The organism is Ectothiorhodospira sp. 9100 (genome assembly GCF_022227565.1).
Taxonomy (GTDB): Bacteria; Pseudomonadota; Gammaproteobacteria; order Ectothiorhodospirales; family Ectothiorhodospiraceae; genus Ectothiorhodospira; species Ectothiorhodospira marina.
Map to the genome: position 1 here is coordinate 1 of NZ_JAJNAN010000022.1, position 24470 is coordinate 24470.

The 24470-nt window shown below is 63.9% G+C and carries 22 protein-coding genes; 10 read left to right on the plus strand and 12 right to left on the minus strand.

Annotation, left to right across the window (positions count from 1 at the left end; all coding sequences use genetic code 11):
* The 3 genes from LPW29_RS08505 to LPW29_RS08515 form a co-directional block, all read right to left on the minus strand.
* The coding region (locus LPW29_RS08505) for a diguanylate cyclase (protein WP_238627651.1) at positions 1 to 1065 on the minus strand (1065 nt) is incomplete at its 3' end.
* A 7-nt stretch (positions 1066 to 1072) separates the two neighbouring features.
* Positions 1073 to 1933 (minus strand): HDOD domain-containing protein, encoded by an 861-nt coding sequence (locus tag LPW29_RS08510; protein WP_238627652.1) that lies wholly within the window; start codon positions 1931 to 1933, stop codon positions 1073 to 1075.
* Between the two features lie 71 nt (positions 1934 to 2004).
* Positions 2005 to 2280, minus strand: coding sequence for a PilZ domain-containing protein (locus LPW29_RS08515; RefSeq protein ID WP_238627653.1), 276 nt, complete (start codon positions 2278 to 2280; stop codon positions 2005 to 2007).
* Between the two features lie 256 nt (positions 2281 to 2536).
* Between LPW29_RS08515 and LPW29_RS08520 the strand changes: the two genes are divergently transcribed.
* Together LPW29_RS08520 and LPW29_RS08525 are read left to right on the plus strand one after the other, a co-directional pair.
* On the plus strand, positions 2537 to 2839 hold the full coding sequence (locus LPW29_RS08520; RefSeq protein ID WP_090252235.1) for a c-type cytochrome: 303 nt from the start codon (positions 2537 to 2539) through the stop codon (positions 2837 to 2839).
* A gap of 17 nt (positions 2840 to 2856) precedes the next feature.
* A complete protein-coding gene (locus tag LPW29_RS08525; protein WP_238627654.1) occupies positions 2857 to 4152 on the plus strand; it encodes an NAD(P)/FAD-dependent oxidoreductase in 1296 nt (431 codons plus the stop codon).
* A 32-nt stretch (positions 4153 to 4184) separates the two neighbouring features.
* Here the strand turns inward: LPW29_RS08525 and LPW29_RS08530 are convergent, their stop codons facing one another.
* The 4 genes from LPW29_RS08530 to LPW29_RS08545 form a co-directional block, all read right to left on the minus strand.
* Positions 4185 to 4382 carry a YdcH family protein gene (locus tag LPW29_RS08530; protein ID WP_177169877.1) on the minus strand — a complete coding sequence of 66 codons (198 nt, stop codon included), beginning with the start codon at positions 4380 to 4382 and terminating at the stop codon, positions 4185 to 4187.
* A 97-nt stretch (positions 4383 to 4479) separates the two neighbouring features.
* Entirely contained in the window at positions 4480 to 7395 is a 2916-nt protein-coding gene (locus LPW29_RS08535) for a bifunctional diguanylate cyclase/phosphodiesterase (RefSeq protein ID WP_238627655.1), read from the minus strand.
* Between the two features lie 2 nt (positions 7396 to 7397).
* The gene (locus tag LPW29_RS08540; RefSeq protein WP_238627656.1) at positions 7398 to 8615 is read right to left on the minus strand and encodes a hypothetical protein; all 1218 of its coding nucleotides are present in this window, start codon (positions 8613 to 8615) and stop codon (positions 7398 to 7400) included.
* Positions 8612 to 9058 (minus strand): hypothetical protein, encoded by a 447-nt coding sequence (locus tag LPW29_RS08545; RefSeq protein WP_218140404.1) that lies wholly within the window; start codon positions 9056 to 9058, stop codon positions 8612 to 8614. Before LPW29_RS08545 ends, LPW29_RS08540 begins: the two co-directional genes overlap by 4 nt.
* Before the next feature lie 238 nt (positions 9059 to 9296).
* Here LPW29_RS08545 and LPW29_RS08550 point away from each other — a divergent pair, with 238 nt between their 5' ends.
* A complete protein-coding gene (locus LPW29_RS08550) occupies positions 9297 to 9794 on the plus strand; it encodes a transcriptional repressor (protein WP_238627657.1) in 498 nt (165 codons plus the stop codon).
* Between the two features lie 18 nt (positions 9795 to 9812).
* Here the strand turns inward: LPW29_RS08550 and LPW29_RS08555 are convergent, their stop codons facing one another.
* On the minus strand, positions 9813 to 10553 hold the full coding sequence (locus tag LPW29_RS08555) for a ferredoxin--NADP reductase (protein ID WP_238627658.1): 741 nt from the start codon (positions 10551 to 10553) through the stop codon (positions 9813 to 9815).
* A 104-nt stretch (positions 10554 to 10657) separates the two neighbouring features.
* Between LPW29_RS08555 and LPW29_RS08560 the strand changes: the two genes are divergently transcribed.
* From LPW29_RS08560 to LPW29_RS08570, 3 genes are read left to right on the plus strand one after another with little or no spacing between them, the layout of a single operon-like run.
* A complete protein-coding gene (locus LPW29_RS08560; protein WP_238627659.1) occupies positions 10658 to 11443 on the plus strand; it encodes a TatD family hydrolase in 786 nt (261 codons plus the stop codon).
* A 43-nt stretch (positions 11444 to 11486) separates the two neighbouring features.
* The gene (locus LPW29_RS08565; RefSeq protein ID WP_238627684.1) at positions 11487 to 12218 is read left to right on the plus strand and encodes a tRNA threonylcarbamoyladenosine dehydratase; all 732 of its coding nucleotides are present in this window, start codon (positions 11487 to 11489) and stop codon (positions 12216 to 12218) included.
* Between the two features lie 43 nt (positions 12219 to 12261).
* Positions 12262 to 14514 (plus strand): EAL domain-containing protein, encoded by a 2253-nt coding sequence (locus tag LPW29_RS08570; protein WP_238627660.1) that lies wholly within the window; start codon positions 12262 to 12264, stop codon positions 14512 to 14514.
* Positions 14515 to 14519: 5 nt separating this feature from the next.
* Here the strand turns inward: LPW29_RS08570 and LPW29_RS08575 are convergent, their stop codons facing one another.
* The 4 genes from LPW29_RS08575 to glyQ form a co-directional block, all read right to left on the minus strand.
* Entirely contained in the window at positions 14520 to 15284 is a 765-nt protein-coding gene (locus LPW29_RS08575; RefSeq protein WP_238627661.1) for a lysophospholipid acyltransferase family protein, read from the minus strand.
* Between the two features lie 126 nt (positions 15285 to 15410).
* Entirely contained in the window at positions 15411 to 15986 is a 576-nt protein-coding gene (gene gmhB, locus LPW29_RS08580) for a D-glycero-beta-D-manno-heptose 1,7-bisphosphate 7-phosphatase (protein WP_238627662.1), read from the minus strand.
* Positions 15983 to 18055 carry a glycine--tRNA ligase subunit beta gene (gene glyS / locus LPW29_RS08585; RefSeq protein WP_238627663.1) on the minus strand — a complete coding sequence of 691 codons (2073 nt, stop codon included), beginning with the start codon at positions 18053 to 18055 and terminating at the stop codon, positions 15983 to 15985. The genes gmhB and glyS overlap by 4 nt, the downstream gene beginning before the upstream one ends.
* A 3-nt stretch (positions 18056 to 18058) precedes the next feature.
* Positions 18059 to 18985 carry a glycine--tRNA ligase subunit alpha gene (glyQ, locus tag LPW29_RS08590; protein WP_238627664.1) on the minus strand — a complete coding sequence of 309 codons (927 nt, stop codon included), beginning with the start codon at positions 18983 to 18985 and terminating at the stop codon, positions 18059 to 18061.
* A 591-nt stretch (positions 18986 to 19576) separates the two neighbouring features.
* Between glyQ and glnA the strand changes: the two genes are divergently transcribed.
* The 4 genes from glnA (at position 19577) to ntrC (ending at position 24424) form a co-directional block, all read left to right on the plus strand.
* Positions 19577 to 20986 (plus strand): glutamate--ammonia ligase, encoded by a 1410-nt coding sequence (gene glnA, locus LPW29_RS08595; RefSeq protein ID WP_090252208.1) that lies wholly within the window; start codon positions 19577 to 19579, stop codon positions 20984 to 20986.
* Between the two features lie 47 nt (positions 20987 to 21033).
* On the plus strand, positions 21034 to 21663 hold the full coding sequence (locus tag LPW29_RS08600; RefSeq protein WP_238627665.1) for a DUF4124 domain-containing protein: 630 nt from the start codon (positions 21034 to 21036) through the stop codon (positions 21661 to 21663).
* Positions 21664 to 21951: 288 nt separating this feature from the next.
* The gene (glnL, locus tag LPW29_RS08605) at positions 21952 to 23019 is read left to right on the plus strand and encodes a nitrogen regulation protein NR(II) (RefSeq protein ID WP_238627666.1); all 1068 of its coding nucleotides are present in this window, start codon (positions 21952 to 21954) and stop codon (positions 23017 to 23019) included.
* Positions 23012 to 24424 carry a nitrogen regulation protein NR(I) gene (gene ntrC / locus LPW29_RS08610; protein WP_238627667.1) on the plus strand — a complete coding sequence of 471 codons (1413 nt, stop codon included), beginning with the start codon at positions 23012 to 23014 and terminating at the stop codon, positions 24422 to 24424. Before glnL ends, ntrC begins: the two co-directional genes overlap by 8 nt.
* The last annotated feature ends 46 nt before the right edge of the window (positions 24425 to 24470 follow it).

Below are 24470 nucleotides of genomic sequence, written 5' to 3' on the forward strand. Positions count from 1 at the left end.
GTCTTGCCTCGGCCCCTCCAGCACCAGGGCGCAGATGCCGATACTGGCCGTAATCCGCTGCGGCTCGGAGCCATCAAACATCCATTCCAGGCCAGCAAGGGCCTGACGGATGCGTTTACCCAGACCGATGGCCCCGTCCAGATCCGTGCCGGGTAGCAGCAACACGAACTCCTCGCCACCGAAACGGGAGAGCACATCGCCCTCCCGCACCAGTTGCCCCATGGCCATGGCCACATCGCGGAGCACCCGATCACCGGCGGCATGACCAAACTGGTCATTGAACTGCTTGAAGTGATCCAGGTCCAGCAGGATCACTGCAATGCCCACACCCTGACGCAGGGCGCGAGCGACAATCGCCCGGGCCTCGGCGAAGAAGAATCGCCGGTTGTGCAGGCCCGTGAGATCATCGAGCACTGCCAGGGTCTGGAACCGTTGCTGCAGCTCACGAGCCTCCTCCAGGGCCTCCTCCAGTTCGCGAGTCCGTTGCCCTACCTGCTCTTCCAGACGGTGGACGTGCTGCCAGTTGAGCAGCATCTGCCCAAGAAAATGGGCATAGAGGGTAAGCAACCTCTCTTCATCCGGGCCGAAGGCTTCGCTTTCGGTGTGAGAGACATTGAGCACGCCCAACACGCCATCGCCACTGCGGATCGGCACCGAGATGAGGCTCGAGATCTCCGGACTGGCCTCGGCGGGCAACGACAGGAAATCGGGGTCATGACGGCAATCGGAGGCGTACTGAACCATCCCGGTGGCCACCGCGCGACCCATCACGCCATTGCCCACAGGGAAGGCGCGGCGCGCGACTTGACCAGGCAGGCCGATCAAGTCGGCCCAGCTCAGGCCGGCGGCATTCACCAGTTCATCACGCTCGCACAAGAAGACCGAGCAACGTGACATATTCTGGTTTTCCAGCAGCCCCTTGAGGGCCTGATCCAGCATTCCCCGGCGATCGGTCACAATGTGGCTGACCTCGGATAAACCCTGCAGGGCCGAGAGAAAGTCCAGCAACTGGACTATCCGCCGGTTGGTCTCTCTGTAGGCTTCGGCAAAGGGTGTTAGATCCACGGTATCCTCAAGAGGCAGACATCTGTCGACTGGCCGCGAGCATCGCCTCCCGCTGCTCACGACATGCCTCGACAGCCTTATCGATGGCAGCCACGGGCAGATCCAGCCGGCCCAGAGCCGCCCCGGCGGGGCAGATCTCAACCTGGTCGAACAGGGCTTCGGCCAGCACATCGCAGACCCCGACCAGGCCCACCAGTCGTGCGTGATCTCCGTGATAATCCGGTTCGGCATAATGGCGCATGGCCATCGCCGCCTCGGTGGGCAGGTGCCAGCGCTCGGCCAGGATCAGACCCGCCATGTGGTGATCCAGCCCAAGGTGCTGCTGGGTGCGGACCCCCATCACGCGGGCATCAGCCTGGCGCCCCCCGGCCAGCACCTGTTCCATACCTTCAGGTTCCAGGTCGCACAGCACGATCACGCCCAATTGGCGTAATAGCGCGGCCAGATAGGCCTGCTCGGCGTTCAGCCCCCCGGACTCCACGTGCCGGGCAAGCTCCCGCGCCAGGCGGGCCCCCACCATGGAGACAAACCAGTAGCGGTCCAGGTCCAGGGAGCGGCAACGGTGGGGGGAGAGATGGCCGTTGATCAATAACCCCAGGGCCAGCCCCCGGACCATGTTCAGCCCGAGGCGGGAGATCGCGGCCTCCACCGAGAACACCTGCCGCGCCCCCCCGAAATAGGCGGTATTGGCCACACCGACCACACGGGCAGTCAAGGCCGGCTCGGTACTGATCAGGTCGGCCAGTTGCCGGATGGGCGTGTCACCGGCAGCCAGTTCGCGAAGCAACGAGTCGGCCACCTGGGGCAGTGGAGGCAGATCCTGCAGGCGTCGGATACGGCCTGCCTTGGTGTCGAGTCGTTCGGGCATCCCAGGACTATACACGTTCGCTTTTGCAGCCGGCTCTCCGTCAGCCGGAAATACGCGACCTCCCATGAGAGTCATTCCGCAAGGAACTCCACGGCCACTTCCCGATCGCTGACCCGTACCACACGCCCATGAACCACGGGCGGTGCCTCTCCATCCCCCAGGGTGCCCTCGACGCGCACCTGGATGCGCTCTCCGACCGCCGGAGCGTCTTCTCCCGCAATCAGCAGCAGCACGCCATTGCCGCTCAGATCACGGGTTTGAACCCGGCGGGCGGGCTGACCCTCACGAAATAATTCCACTGCCACCTCCACCGGCAGACGGGGATGCTGACGCCGATCCGATTCCATCTCTTCAAAACTCCCAAGGACTGGCACGGTCCGGCCACAGGGCGGACAGGGCATTCATGACAAAAGGTTCTTATAACCTGATTTATCCATATTAGATCAATCGCCACACCTGGCTATATATTGACCCATCGCAAGCAAATCGCGATTGGACCCCCGTGCGGTTCTAAAGATATGCTGATAATGAATTAGGCAAACATCAAACCGAGAATCCATGTTTCAGACGAGAACAACGACCACCCGGAGGAACTGGCCCATCATGATACGCAAACACATTACCGTCGCCACCCTGGCCCTGGCTGCCATCGGAGCCGTTGCGGTGGCCCAGGCGGAAGTCACCCGGGGCGAGCTGATGGCCAACACCTGCTTTGCCTGCCACGGCACGGACGGACACAGCGCCGGCTCCATCCCCAGCATCTACGGGTATCCCCCCGAGATCCTGGTCGGTCAGATGAAGGCCTTCCGTGAGGGGCGGCGCCCGGCCACCGTCATGGACCGTCACGCCACCGGCTACTCCGATGAGGAGATCGAACTCATCGCCGAATACCTGAGCCGACAATAAAGCAGGGGGGTTACACCATGGAACACAGATTTTCCCGCAGAAACTTCATCCGTGCACTGGGGGCTGGGGGGGCCGCCACTGCCCTGGCCGCTTGCGGCACCCTGCCCGGGCGGCGCCCTCGCGGCCCGAATGTGGTGGTCGTGGGGGGCGGTCCCGGAGGCGCCACCACCGCCAAGTACCTGAAACGCTTCGACCCCAACATGCAGGTCACCCTGGTGGAACCCAAGGCCACCTACCATACCTGCTTTGGCTCGAATTGGGTGTTGGGCGGCCTGGCCGGAATGGACAGCATCGAACAGACCTACGGGGCGCTGAAGGATCAACACGACGTGAATGTCGTGAAGGACACGGTCGCCACCATCGATCCCGATGCCCGACAGGTGCGTCTGGCTGGTGGAGACACCCTATCCTACGACAAACTGGTGTTATCCCCGGGGATTGATTTCCGCTTCAATGCGGTGGAAGGCTACAGCGAAGCCGTTTCACGAGACATTCCTCATGCCTGGAAGGCAGGCGAGCAAACCCGCATCCTCAGGGATCAGTTGCGCGCCATGGATGATGGCGGTGTGTTCGTCCTGGTGGCCCCGGGCAACCCCTTCCGCTGCCCGCCCGGGCCCTATGAGCGTGCCAGCATGGTGGCCCACTACTTCAAGCAGCATAAACCCCGCTCCAAGGTCATCATTCTGGATAACAAGGAGAGCTTCTCCAAGCAGGGGCTGTTCATGGCCGGCTGGGAGCAGCTCTATGGAGACATGATCGAGTGGGTGCCCAGTTCACAGGGGGGCCAGGTGGAGCAGGTGGATCCGGCCACCCGCACCGTGTATTCAGACGGCGGACTCACTCGCTTCCGGGCCGACGTGCTCAACGTCGTGCCACCGCAACAGGCGGGGGCTATTGCCCAGGAGACCGGTCTGGCGAACGATACCGGCTGGTGCCCTGTGGACCAACTCAGCTTCCAGTCCGAGAAGAACAAGGACATCTTCGTGATCGGCGATGCCTGCATCGCCGGTGCCATGCCCAAGTCGGGCCACTCGGCCAACACCCAGGGCAAGGCGGTGGCGGCGGCCATCGTGCGGTCCATGAATGATCAGGAGATGCTCCCCCTGTCCACAGTGAACACCTGCTACAGCCTGGTGGGACCGGACTACGGCATCACGGTGGCTGCGGTCTATCGCTTCCAGGATGGCGGTATCGCCGGCGTGCCCGGTTCGGGGGGCGTAAGCCCGTCGGAGGCCAGCCATGCCTTCCGCCGCCAGGAGGCCCGTTATGCTCAGGGATGGTACGACAGCATCACGGCGGATACCTGGGGCTGACACAGCCCGGGGCGGACCTGAAGGTCCGCCCATCAGGCATTCAGATCGGGGATCAGTTGGCTCTCCAGTCGGGCGATGGAATCCTTCAGGGTGAGCTTGCGTTTCTTCAGTCGGGTAAGACGGATCTGATCCACGAACGGCCCTTCGGACAGGCGATCAATCGCCTCGTCCAGGGCACGATGCTCCTCTTTGAGTTCACTCAGCCGCGTTTGCGCCGAGTCCAGATTCAGGATAGTCAAGCAGGATCCTCCGCCACGGGCTCGAGGTCATCATCCCAGATCCCCGGCACGGGCGCCATGCCCTCCCACAGACCTCATACAAACCTGATCAGGACAAGGGGAACACCGGGTCAGATTGCACCAGCGCGTGGGCTGCCCCTCTTTCCAGGGCCGGAGCAAACAAATAGCCCTGCCCCACCTGGCATCCCAATTCACGCAGATGCGCCGCCTGACCGACGGTCTCGATCCCCTCGGCCACCACGGTCTTGTCCAGGGCACCGGCGATGGAGATCACCGCCCGGACGATGGCCGCGTGCCCGGCATCCATACCCAGACGACGCACGAATGAACGGTCAATCTTGACCACATCGAAGGGGAAGTCCCGCAACTGGCTCAGGGAGGAGTAACCGGTTCCAAAATCATCAATACACAGGGAGACACCGATGTCCTTCAGGCCATTCATGACGTGATGGGCCTGGGCCGCGTTTTCAATCAGGGCGGACTCGGTGAGCTCCACCTTGATGCAGGCCCCCGGCACCTGATGTTCCTCCAGGGCGGCGGCCAGGGTGGGGACCAGCTCCGGGTCCCGCAACTGCTTGCCCGAGACGTTCAGGTTCACGGGCAGGCAGGAAGCGCCAATGGCAGTGCGTTCCCGATGCCAGCAAGCCGCCTGGGCCACGGCCTCGCGGATGACCCAACGCCCCAGGGGCAAGATCAGACCACAGTGCTCAGCCACCGGGATGAAGACATCCGGCGGAATTGAACTGCCATCCGTCCGCCGCCAGCGGGCCAGGGCCTCGAAGCCGGCCAGGCGACCCGTATCCAGAGAGACCAGCGGCTGGTAATGGAGCTGAAATTCCTGCTCCTTGAGGGCACGCCGCATGGCGTTCTCGAGGTTGAGCCGCTCCACCGCTTGCGTGTGCATGGAAATGTTGAAGAAGGCGCTGTCTCCGCGGGCCCGGGATTTGGCCTGGTACATGGCGGTATCGGCATTGCGCAGCAACTCATCCGCCCGCAGATCCTCATCGGTGCTCTGGGCGATACCGATGCTGAAGCTGATGAACAGCGTCTCCTCGCCCGCCTGCATCGGCTGGGCCATGACATCGCGGATGCGCTGTACCACCTTATGAATTTCGTCTTCGTCGGGCAGATCCTCCAACAGCACCGTGAATTCATCGCCCCCCAGACGTGCCACGGTGTCTCCCGGCCGCAGCAATCCGCGCAGACGGTCGCCCGCCTGCACCAGCACCCGATCCCCCATGGCATGCCCCAGGGAGTCGTTGATGGTTTTGAAATCATCAAGATCCAGGAACAGGACAGCGAACTGGAAGTGGGCGCGACGGGATCGGTAGATGGCCTGAGTGAGCCGATCCAGAAAGAGGGTGCGGTTGGGCAGGCCGGTGAGGGCATCATGCAAGGCATCGTGCTTGAGCCGCTCCTGGATACGTCGCTGCTCGGTGATGTCTGTCATGGATCCGGCCATGCGATGAGCCACGCCCTGATCATCACGCACTGCCAGGCCGCGAAAACGCATCCACCGATACCCCTCCTGCTCATGCAGGACACGTTGATCACTTTCCAGCCAGTCGCTGCGGCCCTCCAGGTGGGCCTTCAGATCCCGTCGCAGGCAACCCACATCATCCGGGTGCACACGCACCAGCAACGCCTCCGGTGCCTCCCCCAGGTCCATGTCCCGACAGCCCAGCATGGCCTTCAAGCGGGGCGATAAATAGATGCGATCGGTCTCCAGGTTCCAGTCCCACAGCCCATCGTTGGCCCCGGCAGCGGCCAGTTCGTAACGCTCTCGCTCCACCGACAATTCCTGCATCCGGGCAGACAGTGAGCGGTTTTTGCGCTGCACATCCCACTCCAGGGATTCCAGGCGATCCGCCAGACCCAGGGTGATGCGCTCCAGCAGGGTCAACTCATCAGGCAGACGCAGGCCTTGCGAGAGGTCGATCTGTTCCCTCGCCGCGTCGAATCGGTGCTCGGCCAACAGGGGAAGCAACTGGGCCACGCGCCTCAGGCGCCGCAAGGGTTTGCGGGTCAGCGCCACCACCGCCAGCATGAAGACCATGAGCCCAGCCAGACCAATGAAGAGGTTCTGCCAGCGGGCCGTGCTGATCTGACGCCGGGCCTCGGTCACGTCCGAGATGACCGCCGCCAGTACGTGATCGTCCGCGTGGGTACCTGGCAGGTCAAAGGGCATCATCTCGAAATAGCGATCCCCCAGCACGGCCTCACGGCGCCCCCGTACCGCCAGGGTGCTTTGTATCTGCCCGGTCGTCTTACCCTCCAGCAGCGGCAGCACCTCGTCCCGTCGGGTCAGGGCCACCAATTGCCCACCCTCGCGCTGGGGTCGCAGATCCAGGGTTCCGTCCGGCAACGCCTTGCCCATGGGATCCTGGATCAAGGCGATATCCAGCTGCGAGATGCCCTGGAACGCAAGCACCAGATCACCCAGCGTGCGGCCGAGCACGATCGCCCCGATGGTGCCCTCCTCTCCCAGAATCGGCGCCACCGCCTTGGTCAGGCACAGATCCTGGCAGTGGGTGAACACCTGGGGCTCTTCAGTCAACAGCACATCGTCAATCACCCGCTGCATCCTGGGGCAGTCCTCACAGGGCGGCACCCCCACGCTGGACTGCAGCATGACCTCCCCCCGGGCATTCAGAAACACCGCCAGGGCCAGGTCCGTGTCCATCTGCAGCGAGGCCCAAAGCGGACTGAAGGCCATGGCCAATCGGTCGGTGTTGCCGGCCTGCAAGGCCTCGCGCACCCCTGAGAGGGCGGGGACCAGATGGGCCAGATTGAGCAACTCCGCGTGGGACTGCTGAGTCAGCCCCTGCAGTTGCTCCAGGGCCCGGGTCTGCTCCAGGGCGCGCTGGTCTTCGTACTGCTGTTGCAGGTTGTGATGACTGAACAGGGCAAAGGTGGCCAGCAAGAGGAGCAGGAGCACGCCCAGGTTGGCCAGAAACTTCCACTTGAGGCTGACAAATCCCTGGGAGACGGCGTCCTGATGCATGATCAAAAGGTGTACGAGGCCTGAAGGGCAAACAGATCCCAACGCGCCTGCCCGCCCCCCTGATCGAATTGCGGATTGTCTGCCAGGGGCGTGAGGGCTGTACCCTCAATGTGGTGCCACTCGGCCCGCAGCAACCATTGGGGGGTCGGCCGCCAGCCCGCGCCCACGGTCCATTGATGCTGATAAAAGCGATGCGGCGCCCGCGCCACCCCCGGTAACGGTTCGAACTCGCGGGACTGGCGCGTGCCGCTGCGGTCACGGGTATCGTTCCAGTGCTGTTCGTGACGCACAACCCCCTCCCATTGATGGTTGAAACGATAGGTACCCTGAAGATAGTAACCGGCCTCGGTGTAAGCATCTCCGGTGAGCGGTCCGTAACCCTTGGGGTGAAGACGCCGAATGACCCCCTCGGTGGTCAGGCTCAATCGCTCGCGGTTCCATTCGGCGCTCAGCACCAGAGCATCCACCGAGGTCTCACCGGCCGCCAGGGGAGGGCTGGTCAGGTCACCAGGGCGATACTCGGTACGCACCCGGGAATAGGTGGCCCCCAGGCGCAGGGCGCCCCCATCCCTTTCATAAAGCAACCGGGCATTCTGCCCGCTGGTCAGTTTCAGGTCTCCCGGGGCATCCTGGGTGCGCAGGAAGGCGGCCTGGGTCTCCTCCTGCAGGGTCGCGGGCACGGCCACTCCCAGATCGAACTGGAACAGGCCTCGATCCGTGAACCACTGCCAATAGGTATGCAATCCATCCGCACCGATGTAGAAATCCCGTACACCCAGCCCCTCCACATAGACGGTCTGAGGCAGGAGAATCCCCGGCCGCGTGGTGGCCACGTCCCGGGTCTCATTGTAGAAGCCGATAGGAATCTTGGCGCGACCGAGGCGGACACCGCCAATCAACGGACCGTCCAGAAAGCGGTAATCCACAAAACCGTAATCCAGGCGAGGATCACCGTCATACAACTCACCGGCACGCCGGCTCACCACCTGGGCAGCCAGCGACAGGGACGGGGTGACGGCATACCGGGCATTGATCCCCAGTTCCGTCAACTCGAAGCTGCCATCGCGGCTCGGCCCGTAATAGTCGTTGCCATTGGAGTAAAGATAGCCCTGGCTGGCAAATCCATGCAGTTCCAGCGGCCCGCCGGCTTGTACAGGCGCCCCCCACAGGCTCCCAAGTACTGCCAGAGAGAGACAGACGCCCTGGCCCCGGCGTTTCATCGCCCAGCCTCCATGCTGATCACTCGAACGTCCGGATGATCCACCGGGGCGCCCACGTAACCAATCCCCCCGGGGGTCTGCCCCACCCGACGCAGCATCTCCTGCGGGGACTCCACAATGACCGGGCCTCGACCCGTTCCCGAGTAGATCACCCGGTTCCAGGCATTCTGCAACTGGTAGGGAAAGACGCCGAGCACTTCCTTGCTGAAGGCCTCGTGGTCCGGGTGGCGAGTGTCCAGTACGAACACGGTGAGGCGCTCTCCTTGCAGGCTGTGCAGGCGCATGCTGAAGATGGCCCGGAGCATGGGCAGGGTGATGACATCGTCCTGGAGAGATTCATGGGCGATGACCATCGGAGGGGGGTCGGCGTTGGCCGATGGCACGATCAGCAGGATCCATGACAACAGACACATGCGAGCCACGGCCTTCAGTCCCCTGAACACGAAGCCATTCCCTTTCATCCTGTCCCTGACTACCCCATGGGCCGGCCCTTTGGTTACTACCTGCCTGTATGGTGTGATCTTCCCGGCTCGCACCTCATGACCGGCCTGCGATTGATCTGTTTTCAACCTTATCCCAAGCCCCGGAGCGCGTCCACTCATGAGCGACCGGCCGACAGATGGCGGTCTGACCTTCCACCTGAGTATGATGAGGGGCCATGGCAGTCACACGAGCGCCCTGATGGCACAAAACTCACCTCATGCCGAACCCCATCATGACCATGCCGCCTGCATCCGTGGCGCCATGGACAGCGCCGAGCGCCTGTGCCGGGAACGGGGCGTGCGCCTCACGCCCTTGAGAAAACGGGTGCTGGAACAGGTCTGGCAAAGCCATGAGGCGGTGAAGGCCTATGAACTGATTCATCAGCTCAGCTCGGATGACCACACCGTCAAGCCGCCCACCGTGTACCGGGCGCTGGAGTTTCTGCTGGCCCAGGGCCTGGTGCATCGCATCGAGAGTCTTAACGGTTATGTGGGCTGCATCCAGCCCGAGCAGGCCCACGACACGCTGCTGCTCATCTGTCGGCAATGCGGCGTGGTGACGGAATTGGCCGATGCCGGGGTCACCGAGGCCTTGCGCCAAAAGGCCTCGGCCCAGGGCTTTGCACTGGATCAGCCCATTGTGGAGGGGCGAGGCCTATGCCGGCAATGTGCCAGGCAGCGGGATGCGGGGTCATGACTTTGTCTCCACCCCACATCACCAGTAGTTCTCGGTGGTGATATGGCCCGGCTCACGGCGCCGATTGCGTGTCATGCCTCGCGCCTTGAGCACGGCGCTGGTGTCGGTGACCATATCCGGATTGCCACAGATCATCACCTGGGACACATCAGGCGTCAGCGGCAACCCCGTATGCCGCTCCAGCAGACCGTTTTCGATGGCCGCCGGCACTCGCCCCGGCAGGGTCCCCCGGACTTCCTCACGACTGACAAAGGGCACGAACTGGAACTGGCTGCCCCGATCGCGAAAGTCCTGAATGGTCTTCTGGTAGGTCAGCTCCTCCGCGGTGCGCACGGCGTGCACCAGCACCACCTTGTCAAAACGTTGCCAGGGCGTCTCCGTCTTGAGCATGGACAGGTAGGGCCCAAGCGCCGTGCCGGTGGCGAACATCCACAGGACATCGGCGTCGGGAACCTCATCCATGACAAAGAAGCCGTTGGCGCGAGACATCAGTTCCACCGTATCTCCGGGGCCCAACTCTTGCAGACGATGGGTCAAGGCCCCTTCCGGCACGGTAATGAAATAGAAGTCCAGCGGCCGTTCTTTGGGTGCATTCACGTAGGAATAGGGCCGGGCAACACGTTCACCCTCGATGGTGACTCCCAACCGATTGAACTGCCCCGCCTTGAACTCATCCACGGGCGCTTCCACCCGCAGCGAGTACAGTCGCTGTGTCCAGCGTTTGAGTTCAACCACCTCGCCCGTTAACCAACCTGCCATGACATTTCCCCTGGCCCGTGATGGGGCCTCAATCGATACACTCATAACCTGTCGTCCCCCGATGATTTTTTCAACGCCCCGGGGTTTGGGGTTATTCTTGAGTCATGCCTTCTCTCAGTATAGATAGTCACTGCCACTTCGACGTGGCGGCCTTCGATCCCGACCGGGACGCCTGCTGGGCGCGGGCCCGCGACGCTGGCGTGGGGACCCAGGTTGTGCCGGCCATTGACCGTTATCAATGGGAAAAGGTCCGTGATGTGGCCCGTCGCTACCCTGGCATTCACCCGGCCTATGGTCTGCACCCGGTTTACCTGGACCGGCACCAGCCCGGTCACCTGGAGGAGCTGGCTGACTGGCTCGGCCGTGAACAGGCAGTGGCCGTGGGCGAATGTGGCCTGGACTGCTTTGTGGAAGGCCTGGACTTTGATGACCAATGGACCTATTTCACCGCACAACTGGACCTGGCGGTGCAGTTCGGGTTGCCCGTGATCGTCCACGCCCGCCGCGCCGTGGACAAGGTCACCCGGGCGGTGCGCGAAAGACCCTGCCTCACGGGCGTTGTGCACAGTTTTTCCGGGAGCCGCCAGCAGGCCGACAAGCTGCTGGAGCAGGGAATGCTGCTGGGCTTTGGCGGACCCATCACCTACCCCCGCGCCCAGCGCCTGCGGCGCCTGGTGAGCGAACTGCCCCTGGAGGGCATTCTGGTGGAGACTGACGCCCCTGATCAGCCCAGCGCATCCCACCGGGGGGAGCGCAACGAACCGGCATTTCTGCCCGAGATCATCCACACCCTGGCCCAACTGCGCGACGACAATCCGCTCAATGTGGCCCGGGTCACCGCCGACAATGCCCGCCGTCTGTTCCAGCTGCCCGCATCATCTGACGATTGAGCCATCCGTGACCGAAACACCCGACATCCACGAACGCACCCGCATGCTTCTGGGCGACGCCGGCCTGGAACACCTGGGCCGCTGCCACGTCTTCATTGCCGGCCTGGGCGGGGTGGGCGCCAGTGCCGCCGAGGCCATTGCCCGGGCTGGCGTTGGCCACCTGACCCTGCTGGATCACGACGTGGTGGGCCCTTCCAACCTCAATCGTCAACTGGTGGCACTGCACTCCACTCTGGGACGCCCCAAGGCACAGGTGATGGCCGAGCGCATTGCCGACATCAACCCGGTAGCGCGGGTCACTGTGCGACAGGACTTCCTCAGCCCCGATAATGTCACCGATTTGTTGCCGGACACCTGCGACTTCGTGCTGGACGGTATCGACTCCATTGCCTGCAAGGCGGCACTGATCCATGCCTGCCAGGAACGTGGTCTGGCGGTGGTCTCCAGCATGGGGGCCGGAGGACGACTGGACCCCACCGCCATTCGCGTGGGCCCGCTGGCGGCCACCGAGAAGTGCCCCCTGGCGCGGGAACTGCGCAAGCGCCTGCGTCGTCTGGGGGGGCACCTGGATTACCCGGTGGTGTACTCCACCGAGACCCCTATCAAGGGAAGCGAACACCGCCCCATCGATGGACAGGTCTCCGGTCGACCTCGCGCGGTGAACGGTACGATCTCCTATCTGCCCGCCTTATTCGGGCTCACCCTGGCGGGCGAAGTGCTGCGCAGGCTGCTTTCCAGCGCCCCCCTGCCCTGTAACCCCTTGGCTGGTCTATAGTCTGGAGCTGCAGGCACAACAGGACCCCGTGTCAGGGAGACCCATGCGCAAGACTGAAACCCGGCCGCCCAGCGGCCCCTCCCGGGCGAAGGGCAAGGCCGCGCCCGATGACCTCGAACGCATCATCGCCCAGGTGCATGCCATGGACAGGGTGCCCGATGCCTGGCAGGGCGTTGACCGCATGCCCACCATGATCCCCTACATGGCCAAGGCCGTGGATGAACTGCAGCGCATTTACGTCAGTCCGCGCCTCAAGCAGTGGATGGGCGGCCAGGGCAAGGGCCGGTTTCTCAAGGATCACGACCGCTGGCTGGCTCACCTTCACCCCGATGACCGGGCTTCGGTACTCACGGCCCTGCAGGAGACTCGCGAAGCCCAACGTGCTTACTGCCTGGAGTATCGACTTCAGGACCAAAACGGTCAGGCCCACTGGGTTCGGGACATGGGGGCCTACGTCCATGACGGCCGCCCCGAGCGCGCGGTCATCCAGGGCCTGATGATGGAGATCCTGGAATCACCCCAAGAAGCGCACGCCACGCTGGCCAAGGAGCCCGCCCATCCACCCGCGTCCCCTGCCCTCACGGAGGCCCCGCAACTGGCCCGACATCTGCACCAGCTACTGGATCAGGCGCCCATGGCGCTGTTCGCGGTGGACGCACAGGGGCAGATCACCTACGTGAACCAGCGAGCACTCACACAACTGGGCTATGCACGGCCCGACCTGCTGGGCCGCCAGGCCCATGGCCTGCTCATGATGGCCCAGGAGGACGGCACACCCGTGGCCTGGCCGGATTCACCTCTGCATCACGTGCTGCACACCGGGGAGGCCGTGGAGCGGCAGGACACCGTATTATGGCGCCGTGATCGCCGGGCCCTGCCGGTCCATCTGGGCATCACACCGCTTCGCGCGGGGACCGCCGCCAGCGGCGCCGTGGCGACCTTTCAGGACGCGACGGAATACCGTTCCATGTCCACCCAGCTGGACTATCAGGCGAGTCACGACCCCCTCACCGGCCTACTCAATCGCCGTGAACTCATGTTCCGTCTGGAGCGTGCCCTGCACGACGCCCGGCATCGGCACGTTCAACACGCGCTGGTCTACCTGGACCTGGACCAGTTCAAGCTGGTCAATGACACCAGCGGCCATCAGGCCGGGGATGAATTGCTGCGCCGCATTGCCACCTTGTTCACCGATCACGCCCGTCCCGGAGATGCGCTGGCACGCCTGGGAGGGGACGAGTTTGCGGCGATACTGCACGAAGTCAGTCCTGAGCAGGCCATGGGCCTGGCTGAGGACATGCGCAAACTGGTGGAAAATTATCGCTTCCCCTGGGAGAACCTTCAGTTCTCCCTCACTGTGAGTGTGGGGCTGGTGCCCGTCAGCCGCCAGAGCAGCAGTGGCCTCACCCTGCTCTCCGCTGCCGATACCGCCTGCAACGCCGCCAAGGAGACGGGACGTAACCAGGTGCATGCCTTCAACAAGGACGATACCAGCCTGATGCGAATGCAGGGGGATATGCACTGGGTAAACCGCATCCACTCGGCAGTGGAGAACAATGGGCTGCAACTGTTCTGCCAGCCCATCCGGCCGGCGGCCCTCGAGGGAAAGGGCGCAGGGGCACACTTCGAGATCCTGGTGCGCATGCGCGATCACGACGACAAGCTCATCCCCCCGGCAGCCTTCCTGCCGGCGGCAGAACGCTACAACCTGTCGACCCGGATCGACCGCTGGGTGGTGCGCCAGACGTTGGCATGGATGAGCGATCAGCGTGATCGCCTGGATGCCCTGGATGCCTGTGCCATCAACCTGTCGGGACATTCAGTGGGCAACAGCGAGTTTCTCAAATTCCTGCTGGAGGCCTTGCAGGAGTCGAGCCTGCCGCCGGAGAAGTTCTGTTTCGAGGTGACCGAGACCGTGGCGATATGCAATCTGGACAATGCCCGGCACCTGTTCTCGTCCTTGGGTTCGCTCGGCTGCCGCTTCTCCCTGGATGACTTTGGCAGTGGCATGTCGTCCTTTGGCTATCTCCGCAACCTGCCGGTGCATTATCTGAAGATCGACGGTCTGTTCGTGCGCGATATCGCCCAGGACGAGACCGACCGGGCGCTGGTGCAGTCCATCAACGACATCGCGCACGTGATGGGCAAGCGCACCATTGCTGAGTTCGTGGAATCGGACGCCATCCTGCAGGTGCTACGGGAGATGGGGGTGGACTATGTCCAGGGTCATCACATCGGCCACCCGGTGCCCCTGGAGTCCGTCGCACTGGGTGCGGATCCCTCTGGGGCGGCGTGAGAGCTTTACGAACCGGTCGGGGTCTGCGGGCTTTCGGGGATCCCGCATAGGACATGGGTGCGGGTCTCGATCCACGCTTCCGCGTCGGCCATGATCTCATCGGCCTTGCGGCCTTGTGTGGGGATCGGCGGGCCGATCTCCATGCGGATGGTGCCGGGATATTTGATGAAGCTGCCCTTGGGCCAATATAGCCCGGCGTTGTGGGCCACGGGGATCACCGGACGACCGCTGCGGGCGGCCAGGACCGCGCCACCCAGCTTGTAACGACCTCGCTCCCCGGGGGCGGTGCGGGTGCCCTCCGGGAAGATCACCACCCACAGGCCCCGCTGAAGCCTGTCCAGTCCCTGTTTGACCAACTGGCTGATGGCCTTGCGTCCGGCCGAGCGGTCCACGGCGATGGGATCGACCAGGGACATCCCCCAGCCGAACAGGGGGATGCGCATCAGTTCCTTCTTGAGCACCCAGACCTGGGGCGGGATCACCCGCTGCAGCCCCAGGGTCTCCCAGGTGGACTGGTGCTTGCAGAGCAGCACCTTGGCTTCTCCAGCCAGGTGTTCGGTGCCGGTGACCTCGAAGCCCAGACCGCAGGTGACCTTGAGCCACCAGACGTTGAAGTGGGTCCACCGGGAAAGGACACGGAATCGACCGTGCCAGTCCAGGAGGGTGAGCAAGGGGAAGAAGCAGGCGAACACGACGGTGGAGCCGGCAAAACCGGCCCAGAACAGTGTGGCGCGCAGGTAGAGCAGCAGGGATGGCTGGGGTCGGGTCACGGGGTCATTTCAGGGATTTTGGGCAGGCTGCATGATAACCAGCGGGACTAACGCGGGCCAGTGCCGGGGGCGGCGGCATGGCCGAGCTTCAGGGGTGGCGTTCTCCCGAGGGGAGAACTGGATGCATCACTGGCTTCGCTTGGAAGGGCCTCCCTTGGATGAGGGACACTGACCGAGAAGTGCCTGTACCACCTCCGCCAGACCCTCGTAGGCGGGGATGCCCTGGGGAATACGGCCTTCGGCCAGGGCCCTGGCGCCGTTGCCCGTTCTGACCAGCAGGGGGCGGCAGCCAGCGGTGGTGGCGGCCTCAATGTCTCGAGGAGAGTCGCCCACGGCGGGCACGCCGGTCAGGTCGACGTCCAGATCACGGGCCACCTGGTGAAACAAGCCCGGCAACGGCTTGCGGCAGTCGCAACCATCGTCCGGTCCGTGGGGGCAGTGATAGGTGCCCCGCAAACGCCCACCGACTGATTCCACCGCCTGGGTCATCCGCTGGTGGATGGCCTCCAGGGTGGCGGCGTCGAATAGTCCCCGGGCCAGTCCGCTCTGGTTGGTGACCACCACCACCTGCCAGCCCGCCTGGCTGAGTCGGGCGATGGCCTCCAGGCTCCCGGGCAGGGGAATCCACTCCTCCGGGGACTTGATGTAGTCGGGGGAGTCCTGGTTGATGACGCCATCCCGGTCCAGAAGGATGAGCTTCATGGTACCCGGGACAGGTCTGCCACCCGCAGGAACAGGCCCGCCAGGCGGTTGAGCAGGGCCAGGCGGTTATCGCGCAGGGCAGCATCCTCGGCCATCACCATCACCTGATCGAAAAAGGCATCCACGGGCTCGCGCAGGGTGGCCAGTTCGGTGAGCCCCTGGGTGTATTCGCCCACATCGAAGTGGGCCGACACCGGCGCCCAGAGTGCTTCAAGCCGTTCGTGCAGGGCGCGCTCGGCGTCCTCCTGGAGGCGCTCCGGGTCAACCTGTTCGGGCAGGTCGCCTTCCACCTTGCGCAGGATGTTGTGGATGCGCTTGTGGGCCGCCGCCAGGGGTTCCGCCTCGGGCAGGCCCAGGAAGGTCTCCACGGCGCGCACGCGGCGGTCGAAATCCAGGGGTCGGGTGGGCCGCACCGACAATACGGCATCGAACACCTCCGGGCGGATGCCCCGGTCGTGGTAGTAGGCGCGCAGGCGCTCCATGACGTAGTCCAGCACCTGGGGGACGGCCTCCATGGCCGGCACGGCGTCCCCGTAACCCCGGGCCGCCTGTTGGAGCAGGTCTTCCAGATCCAGCGGCAGTTCCGCCTCCACCAGGATGCGCAGCACGCCCAGGGCGGCGCGGCGCAGGCCAAAGGGATCCTTGGCACCCGTGGGTTTGAGACCGATGGCGAAGATGCCCACCAGGGTGTCCAGACGATCGGCCAGGGCCAGCACCCGCCCCACGGCCTCACCGGGCAGGTCATCGCCAGCATGGCGGGGCAGGTACTGGTCCTCCAGGGCCCGGGCCACGGAGGCGGCCTCGCCGTCGTGCTGGGCATAGTAACGGCCCATGGTGCCCTGCAGTTCGGTGAATTCGTAGACCATCAGGGTCTGCAGGTCACACTTGCACAGGTGTGCTGCGCGACAGGCCTCCGCCTCCGGTGCGCCGATCTGTCCGGCCAGATAACCGGCCAGTTGTTCCACCCGTAGGGTCTTGGCATGCAGGCTGCCCAGCTTCTGCTGGAACACCACATGGCGCAGGCCGTCCAGGTGGCTTTCCAGGGGACGCTGGCGATCCTGCTTCCAGAAGAATTCAGCATCGGCAAAGCGTGGCCGGATGACCCGCTCATTGCCCTCACGCACCCGCTCCGGCTCCCGGGAGTCCACGTTGCTGATGGTAATGAAATGGGGCATCAGACGGCCCTGCCCATCCACCACGGCGAAGTATTTCTGGTTGTCCTGCATGGTGAGGATCAGGGCCTCTTGGGGCACCTCCAGGAAGCGGGATTCAAAATGGCCCACCACGGCCACCGGCCATTCCACCAGGGCAGTCACCTCGTCCAGCAGCGCCTCCTCCAGCACGGCGCGCCCCCCCAGTTCGGCGGCGGCCTGTTCCACCTGGCTCCGGATGGTCTCGCGCCGCGTATCGAAATCCGCCAGCACATGACCCTGCTGCGCCAGCAGATCCGCATAGGCGGCCGGTTCTGGCACACGCAGGGGCTCGGGATGGTGGAACCGGTGCCCACGGGTCTCGCGCCCGGCAGACACACCCAGGAGGGTGGCCGGGATCTCACGATCCCCCAGCAGCAGGATGACCCAGTGCACGGGGCGCACGAATTCCGCGTCTCCATCGCCCCAGCGCATGCGCTTGGGAATGGGCAGCGCGGCCAGCGCCGATTCCACGACCCCCGGCACCAGGTCGGTCGTCTCGCGACCCGGTTCCACGTGGCGGTGCACCAGCCAGGCGCCCTTGTCGGTCTCCATGCGCTCCAGTTCGGACACCGCCACGCCGCAAGAGCCGGCGAAACCCTGCGCCGCCCGGGTGGGCTGACCATCGGCATCAAAGGCGGCGCTGACCGCCGGGCCGCGGCGTTCCATGGACTGATCCGCCTGTCGCGGCGGTACGTCCTTGATCCATACCGCCAGGCGGCGAGGCGCGGCGTAGGCCTGACACACTCCGACCTCCAGGCCAGCCTCTGCGAGCCCCTGGGTCACGCCTCGGGCAAACGCATCGCGCAGCTCCCGCAGGGCCTTGGGCGGCAGTTCTTCGGTGCCGATTTCAATCAACAGATCATGTGTATCGTTCATGTCTTACCCCTGTGCCCCTTGACCCTGACCCTTGTCTTCCAGCATGGGGAAGCCCAGCGCTTCCCGGGCCGCGTAATAGGCCTGGGCGACGCTCCGGGCCAGTTCCCGCACGCGCAGGATGTAACGCTGACGCTCGGTCACGGAGATGGCGCGGCGGGCATCCAGCAGGTTGAAGGTGTGGGAGGCCTTGAGCATCTGCTCATAGGCCGGCAGGGGCAGGCCCTTTTCGATCAGGTGACGACTCTGCTGCTCGCAGGTATCAAACCAGGCAAACAGGCGTTCCACGTCGGCGTGTTCGAAGTTGTAGGTGGACTGTTCCACCTCGTTCTGGTGGTAGACATCGCCGTAGGTGACCACCCCCTGAGGGCCGCGAGTCCACACCAGGTCGTAGACGCTCTCCACCCCCTGCAGATACATGGCGATACGCTCCAGACCATAGGTGATCTCACCACTCACCGGCCGGCAGTCCAGGCCGCCCACCTGCTGGAAGTAGGTGAACTGGGTGACCTCCATACCATTGAGCCACACCTCCCAGCCCAGCCCCCAGGCCCCCAGGGTGGGGGATTCCCAATTATCCTCCACAAAGCGGATGTCATGCACCAGCGGGTCGATGCCGATGGTCTTCAAAGACCCCAGGTACAGGTCCTGGAAGTCCGGGGGCGAGGGCTTGAGCAGCACCTGGAACTGATAGTAATGCTGCAGGCGGTTGGGGTTTTCCCCGTAACGTCCGTCGGTGGGGCGGCGTGAGGGTTGCACATAGGCGGTGCGCCAGGGCTCGGGCCCCACGGCCCGAAGAAAGGTGGCCCAGTGAAAGGTGCCGGCCCCCATCTCCATGTCATAGGGCTGGAGTAGCACACAGCCCTGGCGGGCCCAGTAGTCCTGCAAGGCCAGGATGAGGCCCTGGAAGGTTGAGGCGTCTTGAGAGGACATTCAGATCGACCCGAAGTGATTCGTGATTGGCATGCCGGCGGCAGGCGCGGGCAAGGCGTCTCATTATAACGGCGCCGACAGCAGCCAGACCAGCACCGTCCCTTGGGAGCGGCCCTCGGCCGCGAAGATCGCAGCCACCCGGGCGTCCGGCCCTGCCGAGGGGGGGTGAGCCTGGAGGCGGGTGTTCACCGCATGGATGCGGTGGCCAAGCCTACAGGGATGTATTCACGGCGTCCCGCCGTAAGGAACACCCCCCTCGGCAGGGCCTGCCCCCGACGCGAAACCCAGGTGCTCATGCCAGATACGCCCTTGGCGCCGGGGGCCGCTCCCACAGGGGGCCACGGGTCTGGGGCAATGCAGGGTATCGCCCTGCCCCAATATGAGGCGTGATACCCTGTGCTGCACTATCATGGTGCGACGCCGTGACCCTATTTTGGGCATGGAGCCCCGCTCAGGCCCGTATTTCGACCACTCACACCATGGCACGGTCCATGCATTATCTCGACCGAACGTTTTTCAACGCCCCTGCCGCCTGATCAGTGGGCAACCCATTTCAAAGTGGCAATCATTCAAGTCCCTGGAGGAGCACGCATGTCAGCAAGCGACGTACTCAACATGATCAAGGAAAACGACGTCAAATTCGTCGACTTCCGTTTCGTGGACAGCCGCGGCAAGGAGCAACACGTATCCGTCCCCGCCCACACCATCGACGAGGACGTCCTGGAAGGCGGCAAGATGTTCGACGGCTCCTCCATTTCCGGCTGGAAGGGCATCAACGAATCGGACATGATCCTCATGCCCGATACTGAAAGCGGCGTCATGGACCCCTTCTTCGACGAGCCCACCCTGAACCTGCGCTGCCAAGTGGTGGAACCCACCACCATGCAGGGCTATGATCGCTGCCCCCGCTCCCTGGCCCAGCGCGCCGAGGCCTACCTGGCCAGCACCGGCATTGCCGACGGCTGCATGTTTGGCCCGGAAAACGAATTCTTCGTCTTCGACGACATCAAGTGGGGCACCTCCATCCAGAACTGCTTCTTCCAGATCGACTCCGACGAGGCCAGCTGGAACTCGGAAAAGGTCTTTGAAGACGGCAACATCGGTCACCGCCCCACCGTGAAGGGCGGCTACTTCCCCGTGCCACCGGTGGATAGCCTGCAGGATCTGCGCTCCGCCATGTGCATGGTCCTGGAAGAAATGGGCCTGACCACCGAGGTGCACCACCACGAAGTGGCCACTGCCGGCCAGTGCGAAATCGGTGTCGGCGCCGCCTCGCTCACCCGCAAGGCTGATGAGGTGCTGATCCTCAAGTATGTGGTGCAGAACGTGGCCCACAACTACGGCAAGACCGCCACCTTCATGCCCAAGCCCCTGGTGGGCGACAACGGCAGCGGCATGCATGTGCACATGTCCCTGTCCAAGGACGGTCAGAACCTGTTCGCCGGCGACAAGTATGGCGGCCTCTCCGAGACGGCGCTGTACTATGTGGGTGGCATCATCAAGCACGCCCGTGCCCTGAATGCCTTCACCAACCCCTCCACCAACAGCTACAAGCGTCTGGTCCCCGGCTTTGAAGCCCCGGTCATGCTGGCCTACTCCGCCCGCAACCGTTCCGCTTCCATCCGCATTCCGTGGGTGTCCAGCCCGAAGGCCCGCCGCATCGAGGTGCGCTTCCCCGACTCCACCGCCAACCCCTACCTGGCCTTTGCCGCCCTGCTGATGGCAGGCCTGGACGGCATCCAGAACAAGATCCACCCGGGCGAAGCCATGGACAAGAACCTGTACGACCTGCCCCCGGAAGAGGAAAAGCAGATCCCGCAGGTGTGCGCTTCTCTGGAAGACGCCCTGGACGCCCTGGACAAGGATCGGGAGTTCCTGACCGCCGGCGGCGTGTTCACCGACGACGTGATCGATGCCTACATCGACCTGAAGATGGAAGAAGTCACCCGCATGCGCATGACCACCCACCCGGTGGAATTCGACCTGTACTACAGCCTGTAATCACCGGACCCGAGCGGTCATCGTGATTCAGCCAGAGGCCCCTGACAATGTCGGGGGCCTTTTTGCGTGTGCTTGCCCGCCACACTCCCCTGCGCTATGGTCAAGCCATGGACGCGCGCCTGATCATCCTGCCCCTGCTGTTCACCCTGGCCACGCCGACCCTGGCGGAGGTGTATCGCTGGACCGACGAACAGGGCAACACGGTCTTTGGCGATACCCCCCCCGATGGCGTGGACGCCACCCCCATCAACGTGCGCAGCCCCTCGGTGACGCCGGGCATGCCCGATGCCCGCGAGATCCTGGAGCGTCCCACCCCGCGAGAGGCGGCACAGGCACGAGAACAAGCCCGTGACCCGGGCTATACCGGCATCCGCATCGCCAGCCCCGGGAATGACGGTGTGGTACGCACCAATCTGGGCGAGGTCAACGTATCCGTGCAGGTGGAACCCGAATTTCAGTCTGACCAGGGTCACCAGGTGCGCATCCTCCTGGATGGCCAGACCGCCGCCGAGGGCGAGTCCACCCAGCTTAGCCTGGAGGGTGTCACTCCGGGCACTCATACCCTGCGGGCCCAGATTCTGGACAGCAACGATCGGACCCTGACGGAATCCGAAGACAGCACCTTCCATTTGCTGCGCACCACCGTGCAGCAGCCATCCCGACCCGGTGGCAACTGAGCCCTTTCCTGTTGCCGTGCTCGGAATCCGGGGCATGTCCTGGCATCGCGCTGTGTGAGACCCGGTGAAGCGCCCCTCCCTCCGGGCGCATTCGCCCCCTCACATGGCAGGCTCATCCTCGTTGCACCATAATAGTGCAATGGCGCGTGTACCTTCGATCCTCCCCCCTCTGATCCTGCCCCCTGGCCGCACCTCGAAGTGGCGCCACGCCTCGGTCCGGGGCCAGATGACGCCCGATCCCGGTGCATGCAGCCATGCTGGTTCATTTCTTGCAAAAGGAAAAGGCATATGTCCCAGGATCACACACTGCACCGACATCTGCTGGAGAACCTGACCACCGCCCTGCTGGTGGCGGATGAGCGCCTGCGGCTGGACTTCATGAATCCCGCTGCCGAGATGCTCATGGAGATCAGCCTCAACCGCGTGCGCGGACTGCCCATGCGCGACTTGTTCCGCGAAGACGAAACGCTGCTGGGCAGCCTCGAGCAATCACTTCACACGGGACACCCCTTCACCGAACGCGAACGTGTCCTGGCGCTGCATTTCGAGCGAGAGGTCACGGTGGACATCACCGTTTCTCCCATTTCCGAACCGGGCAGCCCGCGACGCCTGCTGATCGAATTGGTGCAGGTGGATCGCCAACTGCGTATCACCCGAGAGGAACAACTCCTCAATCAGCAGTCCGCCTCCCGGGCCCTGCTCCGAGGCCTGGCCCATGAGATCAAAAACCCCCTGGGTGGCCTGCGCGGCGCCGCCCAGTTGCTTGAACGAGAACTGCCCGACCCGGAATTACAGGAGTACACCCGCATCATCATTGGCGAGGCCGACCGGCTGCAGAACCTGGTGAATCGCATGCTGGGGCCCAACAACCTGCCCCAGCGCCGCCGCCAGAACATCCACAAGGCCCTGGAGCATGTCCGCAACCTGGTGAGCGCGGAAGCCCTCGAAGGGGTGGAAATACGCACCGATTACGACCCGAGCATCCCCGACGTCAACGCCGATCAGGACATGCTGATTCAGTCCATCCTCAACATCGTACGCAATGCGGTGCAGGCCGTCGGTGAAGCAGGGGTGGTTCGACTGCGCAGCCGCGTGCTGCGCCAATACACCATAGGCCAGGTCCGGCACAAGCTGGTGGCCCTGATACAAGTGATCGACAACGGTCCCGGCATCAGCGAGGAGGTTCGCGAACGCATTTTCTTCCCCATGGTCTCGGGCCGCGATGGAGGCACGGGACTGGGCCTGTCCATTGCCCAGTCCCTGATCAACCAGCACGGCGGGCTGATCGAATGCACTTCACGCCCCGGCCAGACCGTATTTTCCCTGCTGCTACCCGTGGAGCTGACGGATGAGTAATCGAGAGCATATCTGGGTCATTGATGACGATCGTTCGATCCGCTGGGTTCTGGAGCGCACCTTGAGCCGCGCCGGCATCGAGGTGACGTCCTTTGCCTCTGCCGCCGAGGCCCTGCAGGCCCTGGAACAGGACGTACCCGACGCACTGATGACCGATATTCGCATGCCCGGCATGGATGGTCTGGAGATGCTGGGGCGGCTGCAGCGGGATCACCCCGAGCTACCGGTGATCATCATGACCGCTCATTCCGACCTGGAGAGCGCGGTCTCCGCCTATCAGGGCGGTGCCTTCGAATATCTGCCCAAGCCCTTCGACGTGGATGATGCCGTTTCCCTGGTGCATCGGGCCTGCCAACTCCGCCGGGAACGTGGGCGCGAAGCGCCCCAGGACATGGAAAAAACGCCCGAGATCATTGGCGAGGCCCCGGCCATGCAGGAGGTATTCCGGGCCATTGGGCGTTTATCCCGGTCCAATATCACCGTGCTGATCAACGGCGAATCCGGCACCGGCAAGGAACTGGTAGCACATGCCCTGCATCGCCACAGCCCCCGGGCCCACATGCCCTTCATCGCCCTGAACACTGCTGCCATCCCCAAGGATCTGCTGGAATCCGAGCTCTTCGGTCACGAGAAGGGCGCCTTCACTGGCGCCCAGAGTGCCCGGCGCGGTCGCTTCGAACAGGCCGATGGCGGCACCCTCTTCCTGGACGAGATCGGCGACATGCCGGCGGAATTGCAAACGCGTTTGCTACGCGTCCTGGCGGACGGCGAGTTCTATCGGGTCGGGGGGCATCTGCCGGTGAAGGTGGACGTACGCATCATCGCTGCCACGCACCAGAACCTGGAGTCCCGGGTGAAGGATGGCCTGTTCCGGGAGGATCTCTTTCATCGACTCAATGTGATCCGCATTCACGTGCCTTCCCTGCGGGAACGCCGCCAGGACATCCCCCTGCTGCTCAACCACTTCCTGGGACTGGCAGCAGCGGAGTTGAACGTGGAACGCAAGGCGCCACTACCAGAAGTGCAGGAATACCTGTCCACCCTGGATTGGCCGGGCAATGTGCGGCAACTGGAGAATCTGTGCCGCTGGCTGACCGTGATGGCCTCGGGGCGCGAGATCCACATGAATGACCTGCCCGCGGAACTGCATGAACGTTCTTCCAGCGGGGAGATCAGTGACTGGGAGGACGGCCTGGCTCAATGGGCCGAGCAGGAACTGGCGCGGGGGAACTCCGCGCTGCTGGAGCAGGCCACACCGGCCTTCGAACGCATCATGATCCGCGCCGCCATGAAGAAGACCGGCGGACGCCGTCAGGACGCCGCCCGGCTGCTGGGCTGGGGGCGCAACACGTTGACGCGCAAGATCAATGAACTCCACATGGATGAGGGACAGGACACCCCCTGAACCCGCGAACCCGCACAAGCCGGTCATGATCCCGGATACCTGTGGG

What these genes read in the sequence shown, in the direction of transcription:
- LPW29_RS08510 (WP_238627652.1), bottom strand. Translation starts at nt 1,933, where the DNA reads ATGCCCGAACGACTCGACACCAAGGCAGGCCGTATCCGACGCCTGCAG.
- LPW29_RS08515 (WP_238627653.1), bottom strand. Translation starts at nt 2,280, where the DNA reads ATGGAATCGGATCGGCGTCAGCATCCCCGTCTGCCGGTGGAGGTGGCA.
- LPW29_RS08520 (WP_090252235.1), top strand. Translation starts at nt 2,537, where the DNA reads ATGATACGCAAACACATTACCGTCGCCACCCTGGCCCTGGCTGCCATC.
- LPW29_RS08525 (WP_238627654.1), top strand. Translation starts at nt 2,857, where the DNA reads ATGGAACACAGATTTTCCCGCAGAAACTTCATCCGTGCACTGGGGGCT.
- LPW29_RS08535 (WP_238627655.1), bottom strand. Translation starts at nt 7,395, where the DNA reads ATGCATCAGGACGCCGTCTCCCAGGGATTTGTCAGCCTCAAGTGGAAG.
- LPW29_RS08540 (WP_238627656.1), bottom strand. Translation starts at nt 8,615, where the DNA reads ATGAAACGCCGGGGCCAGGGCGTCTGTCTCTCTCTGGCAGTACTTGGG.
- LPW29_RS08550 (WP_238627657.1), top strand. Translation starts at nt 9,297, where the DNA reads ATGGCACAAAACTCACCTCATGCCGAACCCCATCATGACCATGCCGCC.
- LPW29_RS08555 (WP_238627658.1), bottom strand. Translation starts at nt 10,553, where the DNA reads ATGGCAGGTTGGTTAACGGGCGAGGTGGTTGAACTCAAACGCTGGACA.
- LPW29_RS08560 (WP_238627659.1), top strand. Translation starts at nt 10,658, where the DNA reads ATGCCTTCTCTCAGTATAGATAGTCACTGCCACTTCGACGTGGCGGCC.
- LPW29_RS08565 (WP_238627684.1), top strand. Translation starts at nt 11,487, where the DNA reads ATGCTTCTGGGCGACGCCGGCCTGGAACACCTGGGCCGCTGCCACGTC.
- LPW29_RS08570 (WP_238627660.1), top strand. Translation starts at nt 12,262, where the DNA reads ATGCGCAAGACTGAAACCCGGCCGCCCAGCGGCCCCTCCCGGGCGAAG.
- gmhB (WP_238627662.1), bottom strand. Translation starts at nt 15,986, where the DNA reads ATGAAGCTCATCCTTCTGGACCGGGATGGCGTCATCAACCAGGACTCC.
- glyS (WP_238627663.1), bottom strand. Translation starts at nt 18,055, where the DNA reads ATGAACGATACACATGATCTGTTGATTGAAATCGGCACCGAAGAACTG.
- glyQ (WP_238627664.1), bottom strand. Translation starts at nt 18,985, where the DNA reads ATGTCCTCTCAAGACGCCTCAACCTTCCAGGGCCTCATCCTGGCCTTG.
- glnA (WP_090252208.1), top strand. Translation starts at nt 19,577, where the DNA reads ATGTCAGCAAGCGACGTACTCAACATGATCAAGGAAAACGACGTCAAA.
- LPW29_RS08600 (WP_238627665.1), top strand. Translation starts at nt 21,034, where the DNA reads ATGTCGGGGGCCTTTTTGCGTGTGCTTGCCCGCCACACTCCCCTGCGC.
- glnL (WP_238627666.1), top strand. Translation starts at nt 21,952, where the DNA reads ATGTCCCAGGATCACACACTGCACCGACATCTGCTGGAGAACCTGACC.
- ntrC (WP_238627667.1), top strand. Translation starts at nt 23,012, where the DNA reads ATGAGTAATCGAGAGCATATCTGGGTCATTGATGACGATCGTTCGATC.